Source organism: Pseudomonas sp. UC 17F4 (assembly GCF_900101695.1).
In the GTDB taxonomy this organism is placed as follows: domain Bacteria; phylum Pseudomonadota; class Gammaproteobacteria; order Pseudomonadales; family Pseudomonadaceae; genus Aquipseudomonas.
Genome location: NZ_FNKV01000001.1, coordinates 3,298,189 through 3,318,901, shown reverse-complemented (window position 1 = coordinate 3,318,901; position 20,713 = coordinate 3,298,189). Strand labels below are relative to the sequence as shown.

General features: G+C 63.2%; 19 protein-coding genes. 12 read left to right on the top strand and 7 right to left on the bottom strand.

Annotated elements, in window-relative coordinates; translation table 11 throughout:
• The first annotated feature begins 193 nt into the window (after positions 1-193).
• The 5 genes from BLR26_RS15250 (at position 194) to BLR26_RS15230 (ending at position 5,948) form a co-directional block, all read left to right on the top strand.
• A complete protein-coding gene (locus tag BLR26_RS15250) occupies positions 194-1,249 on the top strand; it encodes a tetratricopeptide repeat protein (protein ID WP_045198106.1) in 1,056 nt (351 codons plus the stop codon).
• Between the two features lie 121 nt (positions 1,250-1,370).
• Positions 1,371-3,005: an ATP-binding protein gene (locus BLR26_RS15245; protein WP_093381980.1), complete on the top strand. Its 1,635-nt coding sequence runs from the start codon at positions 1,371-1,373 to the stop codon at positions 3,003-3,005.
• The gene (locus tag BLR26_RS15240) at positions 3,002-3,784 is read left to right on the top strand and encodes an endonuclease/exonuclease/phosphatase family protein (RefSeq protein WP_093381964.1); all 783 of its coding nucleotides are present in this window, start codon (positions 3,002-3,004) and stop codon (positions 3,782-3,784) included. The genes BLR26_RS15245 and BLR26_RS15240 overlap by 4 nt, the downstream gene beginning before the upstream one ends.
• Complete coding sequence (clsB, locus tag BLR26_RS15235; RefSeq protein WP_045198102.1) at positions 3,781-4,992, top strand: cardiolipin synthase ClsB; 1,212 nt, start codon at positions 3,781-3,783, stop codon at positions 4,990-4,992. Before BLR26_RS15240 ends, clsB begins: the two co-directional genes overlap by 4 nt.
• Positions 4,989-5,948: a lysylphosphatidylglycerol synthase domain-containing protein gene (locus BLR26_RS15230; protein ID WP_093381954.1), complete on the top strand. Its 960-nt coding sequence runs from the start codon at positions 4,989-4,991 to the stop codon at positions 5,946-5,948. The genes clsB and BLR26_RS15230 overlap by 4 nt, the downstream gene beginning before the upstream one ends.
• Here the strand turns inward: BLR26_RS15230 and BLR26_RS15225 are convergent.
• Both BLR26_RS15225 and BLR26_RS15220 read right to left on the bottom strand, forming a co-directional pair.
• Positions 5,909-7,936: a hybrid sensor histidine kinase/response regulator gene (locus BLR26_RS15225; protein WP_256326725.1), complete on the bottom strand. Its 2,028-nt coding sequence runs from the start codon at positions 7,934-7,936 to the stop codon at positions 5,909-5,911. The genes BLR26_RS15230 and BLR26_RS15225 overlap by 40 nt on opposite strands.
• A gap of 64 nt (positions 7,937-8,000) precedes the next feature.
• Positions 8,001-8,459 (bottom strand): nucleoside deaminase, encoded by a 459-nt coding sequence (locus BLR26_RS15220; RefSeq protein WP_093381946.1) that lies wholly within the window; start codon positions 8,457-8,459, stop codon positions 8,001-8,003.
• 154 nt (positions 8,460-8,613) lie between these two features.
• Between BLR26_RS15220 and BLR26_RS15215 the strand changes: the two genes are divergently transcribed.
• On the top strand, positions 8,614-9,309 hold the full coding sequence (locus BLR26_RS15215; RefSeq protein WP_093381940.1) for a type 1 glutamine amidotransferase domain-containing protein: 696 nt from the start codon (positions 8,614-8,616) through the stop codon (positions 9,307-9,309).
• A gap of 137 nt (positions 9,310-9,446) precedes the next feature.
• Positions 9,447-10,235: a CSS-motif domain-containing protein gene (locus tag BLR26_RS15210; protein ID WP_093381939.1), complete on the top strand. Its 789-nt coding sequence runs from the start codon at positions 9,447-9,449 to the stop codon at positions 10,233-10,235.
• Between the two features lie 63 nt (positions 10,236-10,298).
• On the opposite strand, the gene hppD is transcribed toward BLR26_RS15210, so the two are convergent.
• Positions 10,299-11,375 (bottom strand): 4-hydroxyphenylpyruvate dioxygenase, encoded by a 1,077-nt coding sequence (gene hppD, locus BLR26_RS15205; protein WP_093381938.1) that lies wholly within the window; start codon positions 11,373-11,375, stop codon positions 10,299-10,301.
• 325 nt (positions 11,376-11,700) lie between these two features.
• On the opposite strand from hppD, the gene BLR26_RS15200 reads away from it, so the two are divergent.
• Together BLR26_RS15200 and rarD are read left to right on the top strand one after the other, a co-directional pair.
• Positions 11,701-13,272: an EAL domain-containing protein gene (locus BLR26_RS15200; protein ID WP_093381937.1), complete on the top strand. Its 1,572-nt coding sequence runs from the start codon at positions 11,701-11,703 to the stop codon at positions 13,270-13,272.
• A 61-nt stretch (positions 13,273-13,333) separates the two neighbouring features.
• The gene (gene rarD / locus BLR26_RS15195) at positions 13,334-14,221 is read left to right on the top strand and encodes an EamA family transporter RarD (RefSeq protein ID WP_093381935.1); all 888 of its coding nucleotides are present in this window, start codon (positions 13,334-13,336) and stop codon (positions 14,219-14,221) included.
• Here rarD and BLR26_RS15190 read toward each other — a convergent pair.
• Positions 14,184-15,755 carry a TerC family protein gene (locus tag BLR26_RS15190; protein ID WP_093381928.1) on the bottom strand — a complete coding sequence of 524 codons (1,572 nt, stop codon included), beginning with the start codon at positions 15,753-15,755 and terminating at the stop codon, positions 14,184-14,186. The two genes, rarD and BLR26_RS15190, sit on opposite strands and share 38 nt — an antisense overlap.
• 201 nt (positions 15,756-15,956) lie before the next feature.
• Positions 15,957-16,667, bottom strand: coding sequence for an SDR family oxidoreductase (locus BLR26_RS15185; protein ID WP_093387502.1), 711 nt, complete (start codon positions 16,665-16,667; stop codon positions 15,957-15,959).
• 181 nt (positions 16,668-16,848) lie between these two features.
• Here BLR26_RS15185 and BLR26_RS15180 point away from each other — a divergent pair, with 181 nt between their 5' ends.
• Positions 16,849-17,436 carry a LysE family translocator gene (locus BLR26_RS15180; RefSeq protein ID WP_093381926.1) on the top strand — a complete coding sequence of 196 codons (588 nt, stop codon included), beginning with the start codon at positions 16,849-16,851 and terminating at the stop codon, positions 17,434-17,436.
• On the opposite strand, the gene BLR26_RS15175 is transcribed toward BLR26_RS15180, so the two are convergent.
• On the bottom strand, positions 17,425-18,210 hold the full coding sequence (locus BLR26_RS15175; RefSeq protein WP_093381925.1) for an AraC family transcriptional regulator: 786 nt from the start codon (positions 18,208-18,210) through the stop codon (positions 17,425-17,427). The genes BLR26_RS15180 and BLR26_RS15175 overlap by 12 nt on opposite strands.
• Before the next feature lie 5 nt (positions 18,211-18,215).
• Positions 18,216-18,752 (bottom strand): helix-turn-helix domain-containing protein, encoded by a 537-nt coding sequence (locus BLR26_RS15170; protein WP_045198076.1) that lies wholly within the window; start codon positions 18,750-18,752, stop codon positions 18,216-18,218.
• Between the two features lie 160 nt (positions 18,753-18,912).
• On the opposite strand from BLR26_RS15170, the gene BLR26_RS15165 reads away from it, so the two are divergent.
• Both BLR26_RS15165 and BLR26_RS15160 read left to right on the top strand, forming a co-directional pair.
• On the top strand, positions 18,913-19,695 hold the full coding sequence (locus BLR26_RS15165; protein ID WP_093381924.1) for an aldolase: 783 nt from the start codon (positions 18,913-18,915) through the stop codon (positions 19,693-19,695).
• Between the two features lie 35 nt (positions 19,696-19,730).
• Entirely contained in the window at positions 19,731-20,615 is an 885-nt protein-coding gene (locus BLR26_RS15160; RefSeq protein ID WP_093381922.1) for a dihydrodipicolinate synthase family protein, read from the top strand.
• Positions 20,616-20,713: the final 98 nt, after the last annotated feature.

Sequence of the window (20,713 nt, the reverse complement as noted above, 5' to 3'; positions counted from 1 at the left end):
TTTGCCCCGCTTGCGGGGCTTTTTTATGGCCAATCGCGGGGCAAGCCCGCGCCTACAGGTTTGGCATCGCTGCGATATCTGTAGGCGCGGGCTTGCCCCGCGATAGGGACCCACCCCCCTTTTACATTTGACGTCACCGGCCCTCGTGACCCAAGCTCAAGCCTTTGCAGCCGCGACACGCTTCGGATTCACCATGTCGAAACAGCGCCAGTACACGCTTATCAGCCTGACCCTGCTCATCATCCTCGGCCTGGGTGGCTATTTCTGGCGTGACGACAGCCCGGCGCCGACGCCTGCCCTCAAGCACAGCTACACCAAGGCCCTGACCATGGCCCATGACGGCCAGCCCGGCGCCGCCCGGGTGCTCTACCAGCAACTGGGGCGCAATGACCTGTCGCCGATCCGCCGCGCCAGCCTGTACGCCGAACTGCCCAACTACCCCTCGCCGCTGGCATTGAAACTGGCCAGCCGCGACCTGCAGCATGACGAGCCGCTGGTGCGTCGCGCGGCCATCGCCAGTATCCAGACGATGCTGCCCGGCGCCCAGCGCAGCCTGGTGCTCGGGCCGTTGCTCGATGATGAGGAGCAAAGCGTACGCTTTGCCGTGGTCGATGCCCTGCTGGGGCTCAGCGCCGATGACATCGGCCTGTACTTCGGCCCGCTGCAAGAGGTGCTGGAGCAGTATCAGCAGGTGCTGGCGCAGCGCGACGACGATGCCAGCGCGCAGTTGCACCTGGCGCAGCTGTACCTGCATGAAAACAGCTACCAGGAGGCCGCGCAGGCGCTTGAGCGCACCTTGCAGCTGGCGCCGGATAACCTCGAAGCACTGGCCGCGCAGGTGCAGTTGCTGGAGCGCCAGAACCAGACCGACGCCTCGCGCCAGGTGCTGGCCAAGGCCCTGCAACAACGTCCCGACTCGGCCTTTCTACAACATGAACTGGGCCGCTGGCTGCTGCGCCACGGCCAGGACGAATACGCCCTGCTGGCCTTTGCCCGGGCCCTGGAGCTGGAGCCGGACAACAATGACTACCGCTACACCCTGGCCACCAGCCTGCATCAGTTGGAGCAGGTCGACGCCGCGCAAAAGCAACTGGAAACCATCCTTGCCCGGCAACCGGCCAACCGCAAGGCCCGGGTGCTGCTGATCGAGTATTGGAAAGAGACCGGCCAGTTGCAGAATGTGCAGGTGCTGCTGGCCCAGCTGGAGCAGCAGAACCCCGACGATCCGTTGGTGCAGCAAGGCCTGTAGGTTTGCAAACGACCGTCTGACAACCCGGTTGAACCCCTCAACCCAGCCTGTGGTCCAGAGATAGTGCGAACACGGCAGGCACCGGCGGTGCTTGCCTGAGCGTTATCAAAGGAGAACACCCGTGGGCGACGCGTTAGCCAATGCCGAACGAGCGCTGATCCTGGCCCCGGCCCAGCTTAGCCAGCTGGCCCAGCGCCTGCTCGACCAGGCCGGCATCCAGGCGCTGCAAGCGGCCAGCATGGAAGACCTGGGCCTTGCCCTGGAGCAAGGCGTGGGCCTGGCGATCATTGCCGACACTTGCCTGGACGGCAGCGTACGCTCGCCTTTGCACCTTTACCTTGGCAAGCAGCCGGTTTGGTCGGACTTGCCGGTGGTGCTGCTGACGGGCCCGCCAGTCCAGGGCCAGAGCCCGCCGCAAAGCCAGCACGCCGCGCTCGGCAACCTGTTCCTGCTGCAGTATCCATTCGAACCCGACAACCTGCTGGCCCTGACCCACTCCTCGTTGCGTGCGCGGCGGCGCCAGTACCAGGCACGCAACCAGGGCCAGGAACTGGAGCGCCAGAGCCAACGGGTCGAAGAGCAATTGCGCCAGTTGCGCGAAGAAGAACAGTACCTGCGCCAGGCGCAGAAAATGGAAGCCATCGGCCAGCTCGCAGGCGGCGTCGCTCATGACTTCAACAACCTGCTGACTGGCATCGGCGGCAGCCTGGAAATGATCGGCAAACGCCTGCAGCAGGGTCGCCACGACGCCCTGCCCGCCCTGCTCAGCCTCAGCCAGGCGGCGGTCAAACGCGCCGCCAGCATGACCCACCGCCTGCTGGCGTTTTCCAGCCGGCAATCGCTCGATGCCCAGCCCGTGGAAGTTGCCACCCTGCTCACGGCCGAGCGCCTGCAGCCGTTGCTTGACCCGCAGATCAAGCTGCAACTGCATATCGAGGCGGATCTGTGGGCCGTGGAAGCCGACCCGGCGCAGCTGCAGGAAGCCCTCGGCAACTTGCTCAGCAACGCCCACGACGCCATGCCCAACGGCGGGCGCCTGACCGTCAGCGCCAGCAATCAGCGCCAGGACGGCAGCCTGTTCGGTGGCCACTCGCTGGCCGCTGGCGACTATGTGCTGATCAGCTTCAACGATAATGGCTGTGGCATGCCGCAAAGTACCCTGGACCGCGCTTTCGACCCGTTCTTCACCACCAAGCCAATCGGCCAGGGAACGGGCCTGGGGCTGTCGATGGTGTATGGCTTCAGCAAGCAGTCCCAGGGCCATGTGGCGCTGCAAAGCCGCATCGGCCACGGCACCCGGGTCGATGTCTACCTGCCGCGCCACGCCGCACCCAACCGTGAAAGCGAAGAGCCAGCAACGCCGGCGCCACCTTGCGGCAACAGCCACACGGTGCTGATTGTCGAGGACGACCCCGCTGTGCGCCAGTTGGTGCATCAGGTGCTGAGTGACCAGGGTTACCCGTGCAAGGTGGCCGAGGATGCCAATGTCGCCCTGGCCATTCTGCAGGCCGGAGAAGCGGTCGACCTGCTGGTCAGCGACGTCGGGCTGCCAGGCATGAACGGTCGGCAACTGGCGGAAATCGGCCGGCAACTGCGCCCGCAACTCAAGGTGCTGTTCATCACCGGTTATGCCGAAACCGCGGTGGCCCGCGGCGGCTTTCTTGACCCCGGCATGCAGATGATCTGCAAACCCTTCGAGTTCGCCCAGTTGACCGCCAAGGTCGCGCAGATGCTCGGCAAGGGCAGCACCTCATGAGCCAGGTGCAACCCAGCGCCGCCCTGGCGGCGGCGCCGGCCGTGCAGCGGGTGCGGGTGCTGACGGTCAATGCGCACAAGGGCTTCAGCGCGCTTAACCGTTACTACGTGCTGCCAGAACTGCGTGAGGCGGTACGCAGCGAAAACGCCGACCTGGTGTTCCTCCAGGAAGTGCTCGGCAGCCACCGCCAGCACGCTCTGCGCCACCGCAACTGGTCGGATGTGCCGCAATATGAGTTTCTTGCCGACAGCCTCTGGCCAGAATTCGCCTACGGCCGCAATGCGGTGTATCCGGACGGCGAACACGGCAATGCCCTGCTGTCGAAATACCCGATCCGGCGCCACGCCAACCTCGATGTCAGCGTCCATGGCACCGAGCAGCGCGGCTTGCTGCATTCGGTACTGGCCTTGCCCGCCGAGTGCGAGCTGCATACCGTCTGTGTGCACCTGGGCCTGGACGAGCGCCAGCGCCAGCAGCAGTTGCACCTGCTCTGCGAATTACTGCACAGCCTGCCGAACGACGCGCCGGTGATCGTCGCCGGCGACTTCAATGACTGGCGCCAGCGCGCGGATGCAGTGCTGGCCGAATGCGGCCTGAATGAAGTGTTCAGCCAGGCCCATGGTCGCCCGGCACGCAGTTTTCCGGCGCGCTGGCCGCTGTTGCGCCTGGACCGCATCTACCTGCGCAATGCCCGCGCACAGGCGCCCAAGGTCATGGCGCGCAAGCCCTGGACCCACCTGTCCGATCACCTGCCATTGGCAGTGGAGGTGCTCTTGTGAACAGCCAATGGCGACCTGACAACCAGGTGCAACTGCTGATCAACGGCGAGGACTATTTCGCCAGCGCCTTTGCCGCGATCGAGCAGGCCCGGGCGGAAATCCTCCTGGAAACCTTCATCATCTTTGAAGACAAGGTCGGCAAGCAGTTGCAGCAACTGTTGATCGCCGCCGCCCGGCGCGGGGTAAAGGTCGAGATGCTGGTCGACGGTTATGGCACCGCAGACCTGAGCCTTGACTACCTGCGCGAGCTCAGCGACGCCGGCGTGCATTTGCAGGCCTTCGACCCGAGCCCGAAACGCCTGGGCATGCGCACCAATCTGTTTCGCCGCCTGCACCGCAAGATCCTGGTGGTCGATGGCGAGGTCGGTTTTGTTGGCGGCATCAATTATTGCGCCGATCACCTGGCCGATTTCGGACCGATGGCCAAGCAGGACTACGCGGTACAAGTGCGCGGGCCGATCGTCGCCGACCTGCAGCGCGCCACCTTGACCCTGCTGGAGCAACAGAGCGCGCTCAAGCCCGGAACCCGGCGCTGGTGGCAACGCCGGGTGCCGATCGCCGCCGACAGCGAACAGGCAAGCATGACCCTGTGCATCCGCGATAACCAGGATCACCCCAACGACATCGAACAGCACTACTTGCGGGCGCTGAACGGCGCCCGCGAGCGGATCACCATTGCCAATGCCTACTTCTTTCCCGGCTACCGCCTGCTGCGGGCGATCCGCAATGCCGCGCGCCGGGGCGTGAAGGTTACCCTGGTGCTGCAGGGGATGCCCGACATGCCCTGGGTGCGTTTGTGCTCGCGCTTGCTGTACAACTACCTGATCCGCGACGGCGTGCGCATTTTCGAGTACTGCGAACGGCCCTTGCACGGCAAGGTGGCACTGGTGGACCGGCACTGGTCGACGGTCGGCTCAAGCAATCTCGACCCTTTGAGCCTGGCCCTGAACCTTGAGGCCAACCTGGTCATCCGCGACCAGACCTTCAACAGCCGCCTGCATGAACACCTGCAGGAGCTTACCGCCCACCGCTGCAAACCGGTGAGCCTGCAGCGGGCACTGCGTGGCTACTGGTGGCGGGCGCCGCTGATCTTTTTGACCTTTCACTTCATCCGCCGATTCCCGGCCGTGATCGGCTGGCTGCCGGCCCATGTACCACGGCTCAAGCCGCTGTATGACGGCGAGCAACCTGCGGGCAAGCCGACATGAGCAAGCAGCACAAGCACTGGCGCCGTGCCCGCCAGGCGCTGACCCTGGCGTTCTTCATCCTGGTGCCGGTGCTGCTGTTCAGCGTGCTGAAAAACCTCGACTGGCAAGAGGTGTACCAAGCCCTGGCCTCCTATCGCTGGCGCACCCTGGCAATGGCTGCAGGCGTAACCCTGTGCAGCTTTGCCCTGTTCAGCAGCTTCGACCTGCTCGGGCGCTACTACACCGGGCATCATTTGCCGGCGCGCCAGGTGTTGCCGCTGGCTTTCGTGTGCTACGCCTTCAACCTCAACCTCAGCGCCTGGGTCGGCGGCATCGCCCTGCGCTACCGTTTGTACAGCCGCCTCGGCCTCAAGGTCGCGACCATCACCCGGATCCTCAGCCTGGGGCTGTTGACCAACTGGGCAGGCTATTTCGCGGTGGCCGGCAGCTTGTTCGTCTGCGGGCTGCCGAAGTTGCCAGCGGGCATGGAGATCGGCAATACCGGCCTGCGCCTGATCGGTGCAGCGCTGTTGTTGGTGGTCATGGCTTACCTGCTGGCGTGCGCCTTCGCGACTCGCCGCACCTGGCACTTTCGCAAGCAGCAAATCACCCTGCCAGGCATCCGCCTGGCAGCGTTGCAAGTGGTGATGGGCGCTCTGAACTGGTCGTTGATGGCGCTGGTGGTGTTCATCCTGCTGCCCAAGGGGGCTAGCTACCCGACCGTGCTGGCGGTACTGATGATCAGCAGCATTGCCGGGGTCATTACTCATATTCCGGCCGGGCTTGGGGTACTCGAGACGGTGTTTTTGACCCTGCTGCAAGGCACCCACGGCAAGGGCACGCTGCTCGCGGCGCTGATTGGCTACCGGGCGATCTACTTTCTGTTGCCGTTGCTGGTAGCCACGCTGACCTACCTGATGCTCGAGCGCCTGGCCAGTCAGCGCGCCAGCGGGGAAAGTTCGCAAACCACCGGCTGAACCGGTTCGAGCATCTCGTGTACCTGATGCACCAGGTCTTGCAGGGCGAAGGGCTTGGTCATCAGGGCCATGCCGGGCTCCAGCACCTCCTGGTCGGTCACTTCCTGTTCGGCGAAGCCGGTGATCAACAGCACCTTCTGCTGCGCCTGCAGCATGCGCAGGGCATTGGCCACCTGACGGCCACTGAAGCCGCCTGGCAGACCGATATCGGTGATCACCAGGTCAACCGTGCCCAACTGGCGATACTGCTGCAGCGCGCTGTTGGCGTCAGCGGCGGTAAACACCTCGAAGCCCTCCTCCTCCAGCGCCTCCTTGATCAGCAAGCGCAAGGTACTCTCGTCGTCGACCAGCAGGATGCGTTCGCCATTGGCGCGTGGGTAGCGCTTGCGCCCCGGCTGGCCGGCCAGCGGCTGCGGCAGCTCGCCCACATAGCGCGGCAGCAGGACCTTCACCCGGGTACCCTGGCCAGGGCTCGAATCGATCCACACCCGGCCCCCTGACTGACGGACAAAGCCATAGACCATCGACAAGCCAAGCCCGGTGCCCTGGCCGACCGGCTTGGTGGTAAAGAACGGGTCAAAGGCCCGTGCGACGATATCGGCGTTCATGCCGTGGCCGTTGTCCTGCACCTGCAAGGCAAAGTAATCACCCGGGCCCAGGCTGTCTTCGCCCTCCAGGGCCAGCTCGTGACGTTCGTTAGCGGTGGTGATGCGCAGGCAGCCACCGGCGCCCATGGCATCGCGGGCATTGATGCACAGGTTGATCAGGGCATTTTCCAGCTGGTTGGCATCAATCAGTACCCACCAGGGCGCCGGCTCCACCTGGACCTGCAGATCGATATGGCTACCCACGGTCTGCTGGACCAACTGCTCGATATCCTGCACCAGTTGGTTGACACAGGCAGGCTTGGGGTCGAGCGCCTGGCGCCGGGAAAAGGCCAGCAAGCGGTGGGTGAGCGTGGCGGCGCGCTTGGCCGCACCCCGAGCGGCATCAAGGTAGACCTGCAGGTTGTCCAGATTACCCTGGGCAATGCGTCGTTCGAGCAACTCCAGGCTGCCGCTGATGCCGGTCAACAGGTTGTTGAAGTCATGGGCCATGCCGCCGGAAAGTTGCCCGATGGCTTCCATCTTCTGGCTCTGGCGCAACAGTTCTTCAGCATGGCGCAGCGCCTCTTCGCGCTCGCGCTCCTGGCTGATGTCGGTGCCCACGGCGGTAAAACCAAGCTCCGAGGGTACCGCTGCCCAGTTGAACCAGCGGTAGTGCCCGTCCTTGTGGCGCAAGCGGCTGATGGTGTTCTCGGTGCGCTGGCCGGCGCGCAGGCGCTCGACCAGCGAGGCGACTTGCGGTTGGTCGTCGGCATGCAGCAAGTCCATGATCGAGGTGTCCAGCACCTCGTCTGCTGCCCAGCCAAGGATCTGGCTCCAGGCCGGGTTGACCGCACTGATGCGCAAATCCGGCAGGACAATCACCATGATGTCGCCGGACAAGTCCCAGAAATGGTTTCGATCAGAGGTGCGTTCCTGCACCTGGCGCTCGAAGGTATTGGCCAGGTGACGCCACTGCTGCGCCGACTCGACGCTGGCGGTGGTTTCGATCACCGTGTCGAGAAAGCCGGCCACCGCCCCGCGCTCGTCTCGAATGGGGCTGTAGCAGAAAGTGAAATAGGCCTGTTCGAGGCTGCCGTTGCGATTGATCATCAACGGGAAGTTCTCGATGAAGATCGCCTCCCCCGACAGGGTACGGAAGACCAGCGCGCCGATGTTCTCCCAGGCCTCGCTCCACACCTCGTCAAAGCCGCGTCCCAGTGCCTCGGGCTTGGCCCCGAGGATCGGCTTGAAGGCATCGTTGTAAATGGTCACCAACTGCGGCCCCCAGACCAGGCAACCGGGGAATTTTGACGCCAGCAGCATGTCCACGGCAATGCGCAAGGGCGCCGGCCACAGGTGCAAAGGCCCAAGGGCGGTACTGGCCCAGTCGTGGTTACGCACCTTTACACTCATTGATCCTGACATGGGCAAACTCGGCTGACGGTGGGGGCCTGAACAATCGGACCTAAACGCCGATATCTTCGTTCCAGAGTTCGGGGCTGTCCTGGATAAAATCGCGCATCATCTTGACGCAGTTATCATTGTGCAGCACTTGCACATCGACGCCGCGCGCCTTGAGCAGCGCTTCCTCACCCATGAAGGTCTGGTTTTCACCAACGATCACGCGCTTGATGCCATACAGCAGGATCGCCCCGCTGCACATCGGACATGGCGACAAAGTGGTGTACAGGGTCGCCTCGCGATATACCCTGGCCGGCTGGCGGCCGGCGTTTTCCAGAGCGTCCATTTCGCCGTGCAGGATCGCGCTGCCCTTCTGTACCCGGCGGTTGTGGCCACGGCCGATGATCTGGTTATTGTGTACCAGCACCGAACCGATCGGTATGCCGCCTTCTTCGCGGCCCAGTTGGGCCTCATCGATAGCAGCCTGCATGAACGCATCTACGTCTTGGTTCAACGTGCTCATCGGTTGGTCGACTCCCTGTTGCAAAGCGGTTTTCTTCGCAGGCTAGCATACCGCCAGCAAGGAATGGCATCCATGCCAGTCACTACTATGCTGAACAGGTTTCTCCTCTGCGACCTGGGCAGTCCGGGTCCGTTCCAGTATAGGGAGCGTTGCGATGAGCAAGAAAATACTGGTGGTGCTGACCAATACGGCCAAATACCCGACGCTGAAGCGCGCCACCGGATTGTGGCTGGGCGAGGCGGTGCACTTTGTCGACAAGGTCGAAAAGGCCGGTTACAAGGTCGATTACCTCAGCCCCAGCGGCGGTTACGTGCCGATTGACCCGCACAGCCTGCAGATGGCCGCGGATATCGACTGGCAGTGGTACCAGGACAAGGCGTTCATGAACCGCCTGGGCAAAACCCTGAGCCCCGGCGAGGTCAAGGCCCAGGACTACAGCGCCATTTATTATGCCGGCGGTCATGGGGTGATCTGGGACTTCCCCGACAGCAGCGAGCTGCAGGACCTGGCCCGGCGCATCTTCGAGGCCGGCGGCGTGGTGGCCTCGGTGTGCCATGGCGCGGTCGGCCTGCTCAATATCAAGCTCAGTGACAACACCTTGCTGGTCAAGGATCGCGAGGTCACCGGCTTTTCCGATACTGAAGAGAAACTGGCCGAACTGGACAAAGTGGTGCCTTACCTCACCGAAACCGAGCTCAAGGCCCGCGGCGGTTTGTACCGCAAGGCAGAAGAGCCGTGGCAGGCCTTCGCCATCGCCGACCAGAAAGACGGACGCTTGATTACCGGACAGAATCCCGCCTCCGGGGGCGCGGTGGCTGACCTGGTAGTGGCCGCACTGAAAAAGCGCTGAGGCGCCTACCCAGATTGCCGATGGGTACTGCACCCAGGTTAAACACGGCCTACATCCGCCGCTGATTGCGCTCTTTATGCTGACGAGTGTCACCCGACCAGGAAGGTCGGGCTCTTGTTCAGCATAGAGGTGCACTCATGGCTCCAACCCGTCTTGCCGGCCGCAGCCTGCTCGAGTTTCTGATAACCCTGCTGATCGGCCTGGCGCCCGTGGCCTGTGGCCTTCTGGTGTTGGCCCTGCAGGTCGAGCGCAAGCAGGAAGAAACCGCCGAGGTGTCTGTGGTCGAGGCTATCTATGCTATCGACCGGGTCTTCGATGCCATGCACGGCTCCAGCAATACTGTGCTCGGGTTGGTCGGGCAACCCTGCGAGAAAATCCTCCCGACTCTGCGCCAGGAAGCGCTGAGGCAGCCAAGCGTGCGCTCGCTGGTGCTGACCCGGGAAAACCGTGCCTACTGCAGCACCCTGCTCGGCAGCATCGACACGGCAATCGACCCGGGCAGCTACTTCAACCAGCGCCTGCGCCTGGACTCGCGCAACGAAATCACCCCGGACATGCCGGTGCTGCACTACCGCCTGCAGGAATATCCCATGGGCGTCATCGCCATCAGCGATGCGCGCTCCCTGCAAACAGAACTGCAGGGCTTCAAGAACGCCATTGTCCTGGCCCTGCAGTTCGGCAGCGATTTTGTCTGGGCAACCGGCAGTGGCAGCGCCGAGCAGGTACCCAACCATGAAGAAGACAGCCAGCGCATGGTCTCGGAGAAGTACGGCTACACCGTCCACGCCGGCTACCCCGATGGCCACACCCGCAAGATGCTCAGCCAGGCCATGGCCTCCACAGCGCCTTCCCTGCTTCTGGTCGGCATTATCACCTGCGCCGTGGCCTACTGGGGGCTGTTCAGGCAACGACGAAAAACAGCGTGAGCTCCACCATGAAAAAAGGCCATTGAGCGTTTGCTCAATGGCCTTTTTCAGTGACGGTCCGGATCAGTCGGTACTGAGTACGCCACGACGGACCTGGTCACGCTCGATCGACTCGAACAGGGCCTTGAAGTTGCCTTCGCCGAAGCCATCGTCACCCTTGCGCTGGATGAACTCGAAGAACACCGGGCCCATCAGGGTTTCGGAGAAGATCTGCAGCAGCAGACGCTTGTCACCGGCCTCGGAGGAGCCATCGAGCAGGATGCCACGGGCCTGCAGTTCGCCGACCGGCTCGCCATGGCCCGGCAGACGCCCTTCGAGCATCTCGTAGTAGGTTTCTGGCGGCGCGGTCATGAAGCGCATGCCGAGCTTTTTCAGGGCATCCCAGCTCTCGAGCAGGTTGTCGCTGAGGAAGGCCACATGCTGGATGCCCTCGCCGTTGAACTGCATGAGGAACTCTTCGATCTGCCCGGCGCCCTTGGACGACTCTTCGTTCAGCGGGATGCGGATCATGCCATCCGGCGCGGTCATGGCCTTGGAGGTCAGGCCGGTGTATTCGCCCTTGATGTCGAAGTAACGGATTTCGCGGAAGTTGAACAGCTTCTCGTAGAAACCGGCCCAGTAGGCCATGCGCCCGCGATAAACGTTATGGGTCAGGTGATCGATGATCTTCAGGCCCGCACCGACCGGGTGACGATCGACACCTTCGATGAAGTTGAAGTCGATGTCATAGATCGAACTGCCTTCCTCGAAACGGTCGATCAGGTACAGCGGCGCACCGCCAATGCCCTTGATCGCCGGCAGACGCAGCTCCATCGGCCCGGTTTCGATCTCGACCGGCTGGGCACCCAGCTCCAGGGCGCGGGCGTAGGCTTCGTGGGCGTTACGCACACGGAAGGCCATGCCACACACCGACGGACCATGCTCGGCGGCAAAGTACGAGGCGACGCTTTTCGGTTCGTTGTTCAGGATCAGGTTGATACCGCCCTGGCGGTACAGATGCACGTCCTTGGAACGGTGGGTAGCCACCTTGGTGAAGCCCATGATCTGGAAGATCGGTTCCAGGGCGCCCGGGGTCGGCGATGCGAACTCGATGAATTCAAAGCCCATCAGGCCCATCGGGTTTTCAAAGATATCAGCCATGCTCGTTTCCTCATCATCAAAGCGGGTAAATAACGGTCGTTAATTGCTATCGATGTCGAGCAGGCGTGGTGGCGCGCAAGAGATGCCCCTCACACTTCTGGCGAGGTAGTCACCATAGATCAGCTTGAACCCATGACACTTCATATGGACCCATTCTCGGCGGGTTGATTCCCCGAAGGTGGAGAACCTTATTATTGTATGCGTAACGGGATTCTACAGTGCGTAAACCGTTTTGTCCGCACTTTAGTTGACGCCCGAGCGGCGACGAACGGCTATCCTAGGCACACAGCCGTTTTCATTCCCCCGCTTGTACAGGTTAGCCGCCATGCCGCTCACGGTAAAACGCCCCGGACGCTGGACCCTGCGTGCCCTGCTGCCCTGGGCGGTTGGCGCCCTACCGGTGCTGTGCGGGCTGCTGATCATGCACCTGCAGGCCCAGCGTGAGCTGGACGCCCGCAGCCGCGCCACGGCGCAGCAGGTGGTGGCCCAGGTAGAGCTGATCCTCGACAACATTTCTGGCGCAGCCAGGTCGTTGCTGCCCTTGGCCGGAATGCCGTGCGTGGAAGAGAAACTGGCCCTGCGCGACCAGGTCACCCGCCGCTCGTTCGTACGCTCGACCAACCTGGTGTACCGCAACGAGCTGTATTGCAGCTCGCTGTTCGGCCCCTACAGCGAACCGGTCAATGCCAGCGACTATGTCGACGGCAAGCTCTGGCTGATGAACGGCAACTCGGTGACTCCTGGCCACCCATTGCTGGTGTATCGGGTCTATGAAGGCGAGCGCGGCGCCATCACTACCGTCGATGGTGACCACCTGCTGACCGCCCTGCGCCTGATCGGCCCGCAGACCCAGTTGCTGCTACAGGTGGGCCGTTACTGGATGGGCAAGGATGGCCTGGTCCATGAAGGGATCGCCCCCGCCGCTGAGGTCGCGCCAGTGCGCCTGACCTCCAGCCACTACCCGTTCTCGATCCACAGCGGTTATGCGCCAGGCAAGGTCGGCCAGGTAATGCGCGATGAATATCCTGCCCTGTTCGGCCTGCTGGTGTTTCTCGGGGTGATTGCCGGTACCGTATGCCGCTGGATGCTGCGCCGTGCCAGCTCCCCACGGGCCGAGCTGCAGCGGGCCATGGAAGCCAACGAGTTCTTGCCGTACTTCCAGCCGGTGGTGCGCAAGGGCGACTACCGCTGGGCCGGCGCCGAAGTGCTGATGCGCTGGCAGCACCCGCGCGACGGTCTGGTGCGCCCCGACCTGTTCATTCCCTACGCCGAGCACAGCGGCCAGATCGTACCGATGACGCGCATGCTCATGCAGCGCACTGCGCAATTGCTGGCGCCGCATGCCGCATTGATGGGCGAGGGTTTTCATGTCGGCATCAACATCACCGCCGATCATTGCCAGGACCTGGCCCTGTACGACGACTGCCGGGCCTTTCTCGGCGCCTTCCCGCCTGGCCGGGTATTGCTGACCCTGGAGCTGACCGAACGCAAGCTTATTGCCCCCAGCGAAGTTACCCAGACGCTGTTCGGCAAACTCCACGAACTGGGGGTGATGATCGCCATCGACGACTTTGGCACCGGCCAGTCCAGCCTCAGCTACTTGCGCCAGTTCAAGGTCGATTACCTGAAGATTGACCAAAGCTTCGTCGCCCTGATCGGGGTCGATGCGTTGTCGCTGCACATTCTCGACAGCATTATCGAACTGTCGGCCAAGCTTGAGCTGGGCATCGTCGCCGAAGGCGTCGAGAACGAAACCCAGCGCGATTACCTGGCGCGCCACAATGTCGATTTCCAGCAGGGTTACCTGTTTGCTCGGCCGATGCCGATCGAGGACTTTGTCGCCGCCCTGGCGGCCCAGGCCGAAACCGCGCCGCAGGTCGCGAAGGTTGCCGGTTAGGCCTGCGCCCTGAGATCATGGCGGGTTCCCCGCTCTGTTTTCTTCTGTAACCGAGGCATTTGTGTCAAAAGGCATCATTACATCGGTCACGGCCTCGTTCCTGTTTGCCGTGATGTACTACTACACCTCGCTGCTCACCCCGCTCGATGGCGAGGAGGTGTTCGGCTGGCGCATGCTCCTGACCTTGCCCTGCGTTACCCTGTTCATGCTGTTTACCCGCGACTGGCCGCTGGTCACCGGCTTGCTCGCGCGGGTTAGGCGCACGCCGCTGCTGTTGCTCGGCCTGCTGGGTACTTCATCATTGATGGGCGTGCAGCTCTGGCTGTTCCTCTGGGCGCCGTTGCACGGACGCAGCCTGGAAGTGTCGCTGGGCTACTTCCTGTTGCCGCTGACCATGGTCCTGACCGGCCGCCTGGTGTATGGCGAACAATTGTCGCGGCTGCAGAAACTCGCGGTAGCCTGCGCGATGACCGGTGTCGGCCATGAGCTCTACCAACACGGCAGCTTTGCCTGGGAGACCTTGCTGGTCGCCGCAGGCTACCCGTTGTACTTCGTGCTGCGGCGCAAATGCGCGACCGATCACCTTGGCGGTTTGTGGGCCGACATGTGCCTGCTGCTGCCGGCGGCGCTGTACTTTGTCATCCAGGGGCCGCTGTCAGCCGAGGACCTGGCCGCGCATCCGGGGCTGTACGGCCTGATCCCGCTGCTTGGGGTGATCAGCGCCCTGGCGCTGATCTGCTATGTGCTGGCCAGCCGCCTGCTGGCCTTCAGCCTGTTCGGCCTGCTCAGCTATGTCGAGCCGGTGCTGCTGGTGGCCGTGGCCCTGCTGCTGGGCGAGACCATCGGCCCCGACCAGTGGCTGACCTACCTGCCGATCTGGCTGGCGGTGCTGGTATTGATCGCCGAAGGCGTCAGGCACCTGCTGCGTCAACGGCGGCGTTCGGTGTAAGGCGCACCTGGCGCACGCGGCGCTCCTCCACCGCGACCACGGTCATTTGCCAGTTGTTCCACACCAGGCTGTCGCCGACCATCGGCAAGCGATCGAGCAGGCTCATGACCAGGCCGGCGAGGGTCTGGTAGTCCTCGGTGGGCTTGGCGGCAAAACCGGTGCGTGCCTGGATCTGGCTGAGGTTAAGGGCGCCGCTGACGACAAAGCCGTGGCCGTCCTCGACGATGCCCGGGCCTTCCACCTCACTGGCATCGGGCAGTTCACCGGCGATGGACTCAAGGATGTCGGTCATGGTCAGCACCCCGGTGAAATCACCGAACTCGTTGACCACGAAGGCAATGTGCGTCGACTGGTTGCGCATCTGCTCCAGGGCGTTGAGGATGCTGAAACTCTCCAGCAGGTTCACCGGCGCCCGGGCCAGGCTCTCGAGGTCAGGCTGATTACCGGCCAACAGTTCCTTGAGCAGCTCCTTCTTGTGCACGAAGCCCAGCGGTTCTTCGATACGCCCGTCTCGAATCAACGGCAGGCGCGAGTAGGACGAATGCATCAGTGCGGTACGAATCACCTCGGCCGGCTGCGCCAGGTCGATGGCATCGACCTCGGCACGCACCGTCATCACCGTCTTGATCGGCCGCTCGGCCAGGTTCAGCACGCCGCTGATCATCACCCGCTCGCGGCGGTCGAACAGCACCTGTTCTTCGCCACCTTCGACCAGATCGGCAATCTCCTCGCCGACATCATCGGCCTCGACCCGGCGCCCGCCCAAAAGGCGCAGGACCGCGTGGGCAGTGCGCTCACGCAGCGGCCGGTGTTGCTGCAGGCTGCGCTTGCGCCGCGCCCGGGCCAGCTGGTTGAACAGCTCGATCAGAATCGAGAAGCCAATGGCCGCGTACAGGTAGCCTTTCGGAATATGAAAGCCCAGGCCCTCGGCGGTGAGGCTGAAGCCGATCATCATCAAGAAGCCCAGGCACAGCATGATCACCGTCGGGTGATTGTTGACGAAGCGGGTCAACGGCTTGCTGGCAACGATCATGATGCCGATGGAGAAGATCACCGCGATCATCATGATCGACAACTCTTCGACCATGCCCACGGCGGTGATCACCGCGTCGAGGGAGAACACTGCATCGAGCACCACGATCTGCGCGACGATCGGCCAGAACGCGGCATGGCGCACACTGCCGGTGTTCTGCGCAACGTGGCCTTCGAGGCGCTCGTGCAACTCCATGGTGGCCTTGAACAACAGGAACACACCACCGAAGAGCATGATCAGATCGCGCCCGGAGAAGCTCTTGCCGAACACCTCGAACAGCGGCGCGGTAAGGGTCACCATCCACGAGATACTGGCCAGCAGGCCCAGGCGCATGATCAGCGCCAGCGACAGGCCGATCACCCGCGCGCGGTCGCGCTGATGGGGCGGCAGTTTGTCGGCGAGGATGGCGATGAACACCAGGTTGTCGATACCCAGTACCAGTTCCAGCACAATCAGCGTGGCAAGGCCCAGCCAGGCCGTGGGGTCGGCTAGCCATTCCATGGGCGATTACTCATGTGCGAGAACGGGCGGGAAACGTCGCAAGGACGGGAGAATGGCCGGGACGGCCGGGTACTGGGAGGCTCCGAGAACGAAGTCATATCAACCTGAAATCAATTGGGGATGTGATCCTACAATTGCAGCAGGCTTTTCTCACAGCATGAAACTATTTCAAATTCTGTACCCGCCCGTTCCCACAACTGCCTAGATCAACCCACCACCATCGATATCAATGACGCTGGCGGTCATGAAGCCGTTCTCCATGGCCAGCAGATACCCGGCCGCCACTTCATCCGCCGCCCCCACCCGTCCGACCGGCAGGCCCGCGCCGGCGCGGGCGAACATCGCCTGCCGCGACTCGGCGTCCATCCCGGCGTAGGCTTCGGTTTCGGTCAGCCCCGGGCTGACAACGTTGACCCGGCGTGGTGCAAGCTCTTTGGCCAGTTGCCTGGCCAGGGCTTCGAGCGCCGCATTGAGGGTGGTCTTGATCATCTGCCCGGCGACGAACTTGCGTGACAGCAACCCCGAGGTCAGGCTGATGCTGGCGTGTGCAGAAAGGTGCGGCAACGCCAGCTGGATCGCCTGCAAGGCGCCCCAGAACTTCACCTCGAAAGCCTCGCGCGCCAGTTGCAGGTCGCTCTGTGCCAGGGGCCTGGCCTGCACGGCGGGGCCAGCGCTGATCACCAGATGATCGACGGTGCCAACGCCGGAAAACAGCGCCTGCAGCGCCCGGGTATCGGTTATATCGGCAACACATGCCTCGATCCCCTCGCCCGGGCTTACCGCCTGGCGGCTGGCAACGATGACCCGTGCACCACGTGCCCTGGCCTGGCGCGCTACCGCCGCGCCGATACCGCTGGCGCCGCCGAGCACCAGCACGGTCTGGTGCAACAAGGATTGATGAGCGTTGTACATGATGATCACTGCCTGTGCTTGAAAGTGATTACATCTTGCTCTGCGAGCAATCAGGGAAAAACCAGGCTGTACGCCAAGCACCTGTAACCATTGCTTGAAGATATCCAGGGTAATTTTCTTCAATACCCGGCCATTCGCCACGCCTTAGGCTGTGTCGGTCTTCCACTGCTGGATACCCCTCATGAGCCTGATGTTATCAATGGCCGCCTTCGCCCTGGCCGCCTCAATCTCCCCCGGCCCGGTCAATATCGTCGCCCTGAGCGCCGGCGCCCGCCACGGCTTTCGCGCCAGCTTGCGGCATGTCAGCGGCGCAACCCTCGGCTTTGTCCTGCTGCTGGTGCTGATCGGCCTTGGCTTGCACGAGTTGTTGCGCCATTGGCCGGCCATGACCCAAGTGTTGCACTGGGCCGGCGTGGTGTTCTTGCTGTACATGGCCTGGAAACTGGCCAGCGACAACGGCGAACTGGGCGCTGGCGGCGCTACGAGCGCACCCTCGGTGCTCGCCGGCGCCACCCTGCAATGGCTCAACCCCAAGGCCTGGCTGGCCTGCGTGGCCGGCATCGGCGCCTATGTCGGCGAGGGCGATAGCCGCCGGTTGTGGCAGTTCAGCGCGATCTACCTGGTAATCTGTTTTCTGTCGATTGCCAGCTGGGCCTGGGCCGGCAGTGCAATCAGCCACTCCCTGAGCAATGCCCAGCGTATGCGCCGGTTCAACCGCTGCCTGGCGCTGCTATTGCTGGCCAGCGCGCTGTACCTGCTAGTGGGCTGAACGATAGTGCCCAGGCGTCGCCGCCAGGTGGCGCTTGAAGGCACGCTGCAAGTGCGCCTGGTCGGCAAAACCTGCCTCCAGTGCCACCTCGGCGATCAACCGCCCGCGGCGCAACTGGGCACGGGCATACTGCACCCGTTGATCGAGCAGGTAGCCATGGGGCGTCAAGCCGAACTGCTGCTTGAACGCACGGATCAGGTAGGACGCGGACAAGCCGGCAGCACGGCTGATGTCTTCAAGGCGCAAAGGCTCGGTGCAGTGCGCGCGGATGAATTCGGCTGCGGCCAGCAGGCGCGGGTCGCCCTGGCCCACTGCGCTTGCGCTTTCGCCCAGGCGCAGGCTCAGTGCGCTGCAAAACACTCGCAGTGCCGCCTCTTTGCCAACTGGCGGCTGCTGCTCATCCAGCAGCACGGCAAACAGCTGCAGCAAATCATCGAACAGCCCCGCCTCGGTGCTGCTGACAGCCGCCAGCGGCGAGAAACCCAGGCCCTGCAACCAGGCCCAGTCGATGAACAGCATCAGGTAGGACCAGGGCTCGCCCGCGATAGGGTTGCAGGTGTGCACCACTCCGGGGTTCATCAGCACCACGGTGCCGGCAGCCACTTGCTGCTGGCGATCGCCACTGATGTAGGTGCTGCGCCCTGCGGTAATCGCACCAATCGAGAAACTCTCGTGCGAATGCGCCGCGTAACAGACCTTGCGACCATCGGCGACGCTGCGCACTTCAACGAAGGGCAGCGCCGGGTCACGCCAGAATCGCGAGTTTGCGTGCATAGGCTTCAGCCCTCGGCGTCGTGCACCACCACCAGCAACTGGGCCTGCACCGGCCCCAACGAACGCAGGCGGTGCGGGGTCTGGGCGTTGAAATACAGGGCATCGCCACGCTCGAGGATCACCCGCTCGTTCATGAAGTCGACCTCGACCTGGCCTTCATGGACGAACAGAAACTCCTCGCCAAGGTGCTCCTTGAACGAGGCATCGCTGAACTCCGGCGGCGGGCTGATGATGAACGGCAGCAGGCTGCGGCTGCCGATCTGCTTGGCCAGCACCGAATAACCCGGCCCCTGCCCCGACACCGCCTGGCGTTCATGGCTGCGCACCAGGCTGTAGCGGGCCTGGCCTGGCTGGTCTTCGGCAAACAGCTCCTCGACATTGACGTTCAAGGCACGCGCCAGCTTCAACGCTGCAGCGATGGAGGGCGTATTCAAGCCGCGCTCGACCTTGGACAGGTAACTCTTGGTCATGCCAGCCGTTTCAGCCAGCGCCTCCAGGGTAATACCCAGTTTTTTTCTCAACAGTTTCAATCGGATAGACATGTGACGCGATTTTCCCAATGCCATGGGCAAGTATTTTCTTGCTAATGACACCTTGTGTCATATAGCCTTGATTGTGTCATGCAGTTGACCACCCCGTCACCTTCCAAGCAACCGGGGTGGGCCAGCCGTGACACTCCATCACGCCACCGAGGATAGCCCCATGGCCATGACAATGGCACTCCCCAAGGACCAACTGATCCAGCAGGCCCTTAAGCAGATGCAAGGCTCGCTTGCCGATAATACGTGGACTGTGCGCGAAAAGCTGGCACTGACCTGCCGGATTCTGTTCGACAACGGCCACGACTCCGGCCTGGCCGGGCAGATCAGCGCCCGCGGCCCGCAGCCAGGCACCTTCTACACCCAGCAACTGGGCCTGGGTTTCGACGAAATCACCGCCAGCAACCTGTTGCTGGTCAACGAAGACCTGGACGTGCTCGAAGGCCAGGGCATGCCCAACCCGGCCAACCGCTTCCACAGCTGGGTCTATCGTGCCCGCCCGGATGTGCACTGCATCATCCACACCCACCCTACCCACGTCGCCGCCCTGTCAATGCTGGAAGTGCCACTTGAGGTCTCGCACATGGACCTCTGCCCGCTGTACGACGATTGCGCGTTCCTCGAGGCCTGGCCCGGCGTGCCGGTGGGCAACGAAGAAGGCGAGATCATCAGCGCCGCACTGGGCGACAAGCGCGCCATCCTGCTGTCGCACCACGGCCAGTTGTCGACCGGTGCCAGCATCGAGGAAGCCTGCGTGATCGCCCAGTTGATCGAGCGCGCCGCCAAGCTGCAACTGCTGGCCATGGCCGCCGGCAGCATCAAACCGATTGCCCCGCAACTGGGCCGCGAAGCCCATGACTGGATCTCCCGGCCCAAGCGCCACAGCGCCGCCTTCAACTACTATGCGCGCCAATGCCTGCGGGTACATGGCGACTGCCTGAACTGAACCAAGCCTGTCACTGACCTTGCGGAGTAGATTTCATGTCCAAGACTTTTCACGGCATCATCGGCTACACCATCACCCCGTTCAGCACCGACGGCGAACAGCTTGACCTCGAGGCCCTGGGCCGCTCGATCGAGCGCCTGATCGAGGGTGGCGTTCACGCCATTGCGCCACTGGGCAGCACCGGCGAAGGCGCCTACCTGAGCGATCTGGAATGGCAGCAGGTAGCCGCCTTCAGCCTGCGCCAGATCGCCGGGCGAGTACCGACCATCGTCAGCGTCTCCGACCTGACCACCGCCGGTGCCATTCGCCGCGCGCGCTTTGCCCAGGAACACGGCGCCGACGCGGTGATGGTGCTGCCGGCCGCCTACTGGAAGCTCACCGAGGAGGAGATACTCGAGCACTACCGGGCCATTGGCGCCAGCATCGAACTGCCGATCATGCTCTACAACAACCCGGCCACCAGCGGTACCGACATGTCGGTAGATCTGATCCTGCGCATCGTGCGCGAGGTCGAAAACGTCACCATGGTCAAGGAGAGCACCGGCGACATCCAGCGCATGCACAAGCTGCAGCTACTGGGTGAAGGCAAGGTGCCGTTCTACAACGGCTGCAACCCGCTGGCCCTGGAAGCCTTCGTGGCCGGCGCCAGCGGCTGGTGCACCGCCGCTGCGAACCTGATCCCGGCCCTCAATCAGCAGCTTTACCAGGCCGTCCAGGCCAACGACCTGGGCACAGCCAAGGCGGTGTTCTACCGTCAATTGCCGCTGCTGGAGTTCATCCTCAAAGGTGGCCTGCCGGCAACCATCAAGGCCGGTCTGGGCATGACCGGTTTGCCGGTGGGTGAGCCGCGGCGGCCGGTATTTGCCCTCGACAACGCAGGTCAGGCGCACTTGCAACAACTGCTCAAACAAATGCTGTAGGACGACCGTAACAACCCGGCACTGCAACAGTGCCGGGGACCGGTGCAGAGTCACCCAGCAGTTCCGGAGAAGTCCGACACTGCTTGAAGAAAGCCCAT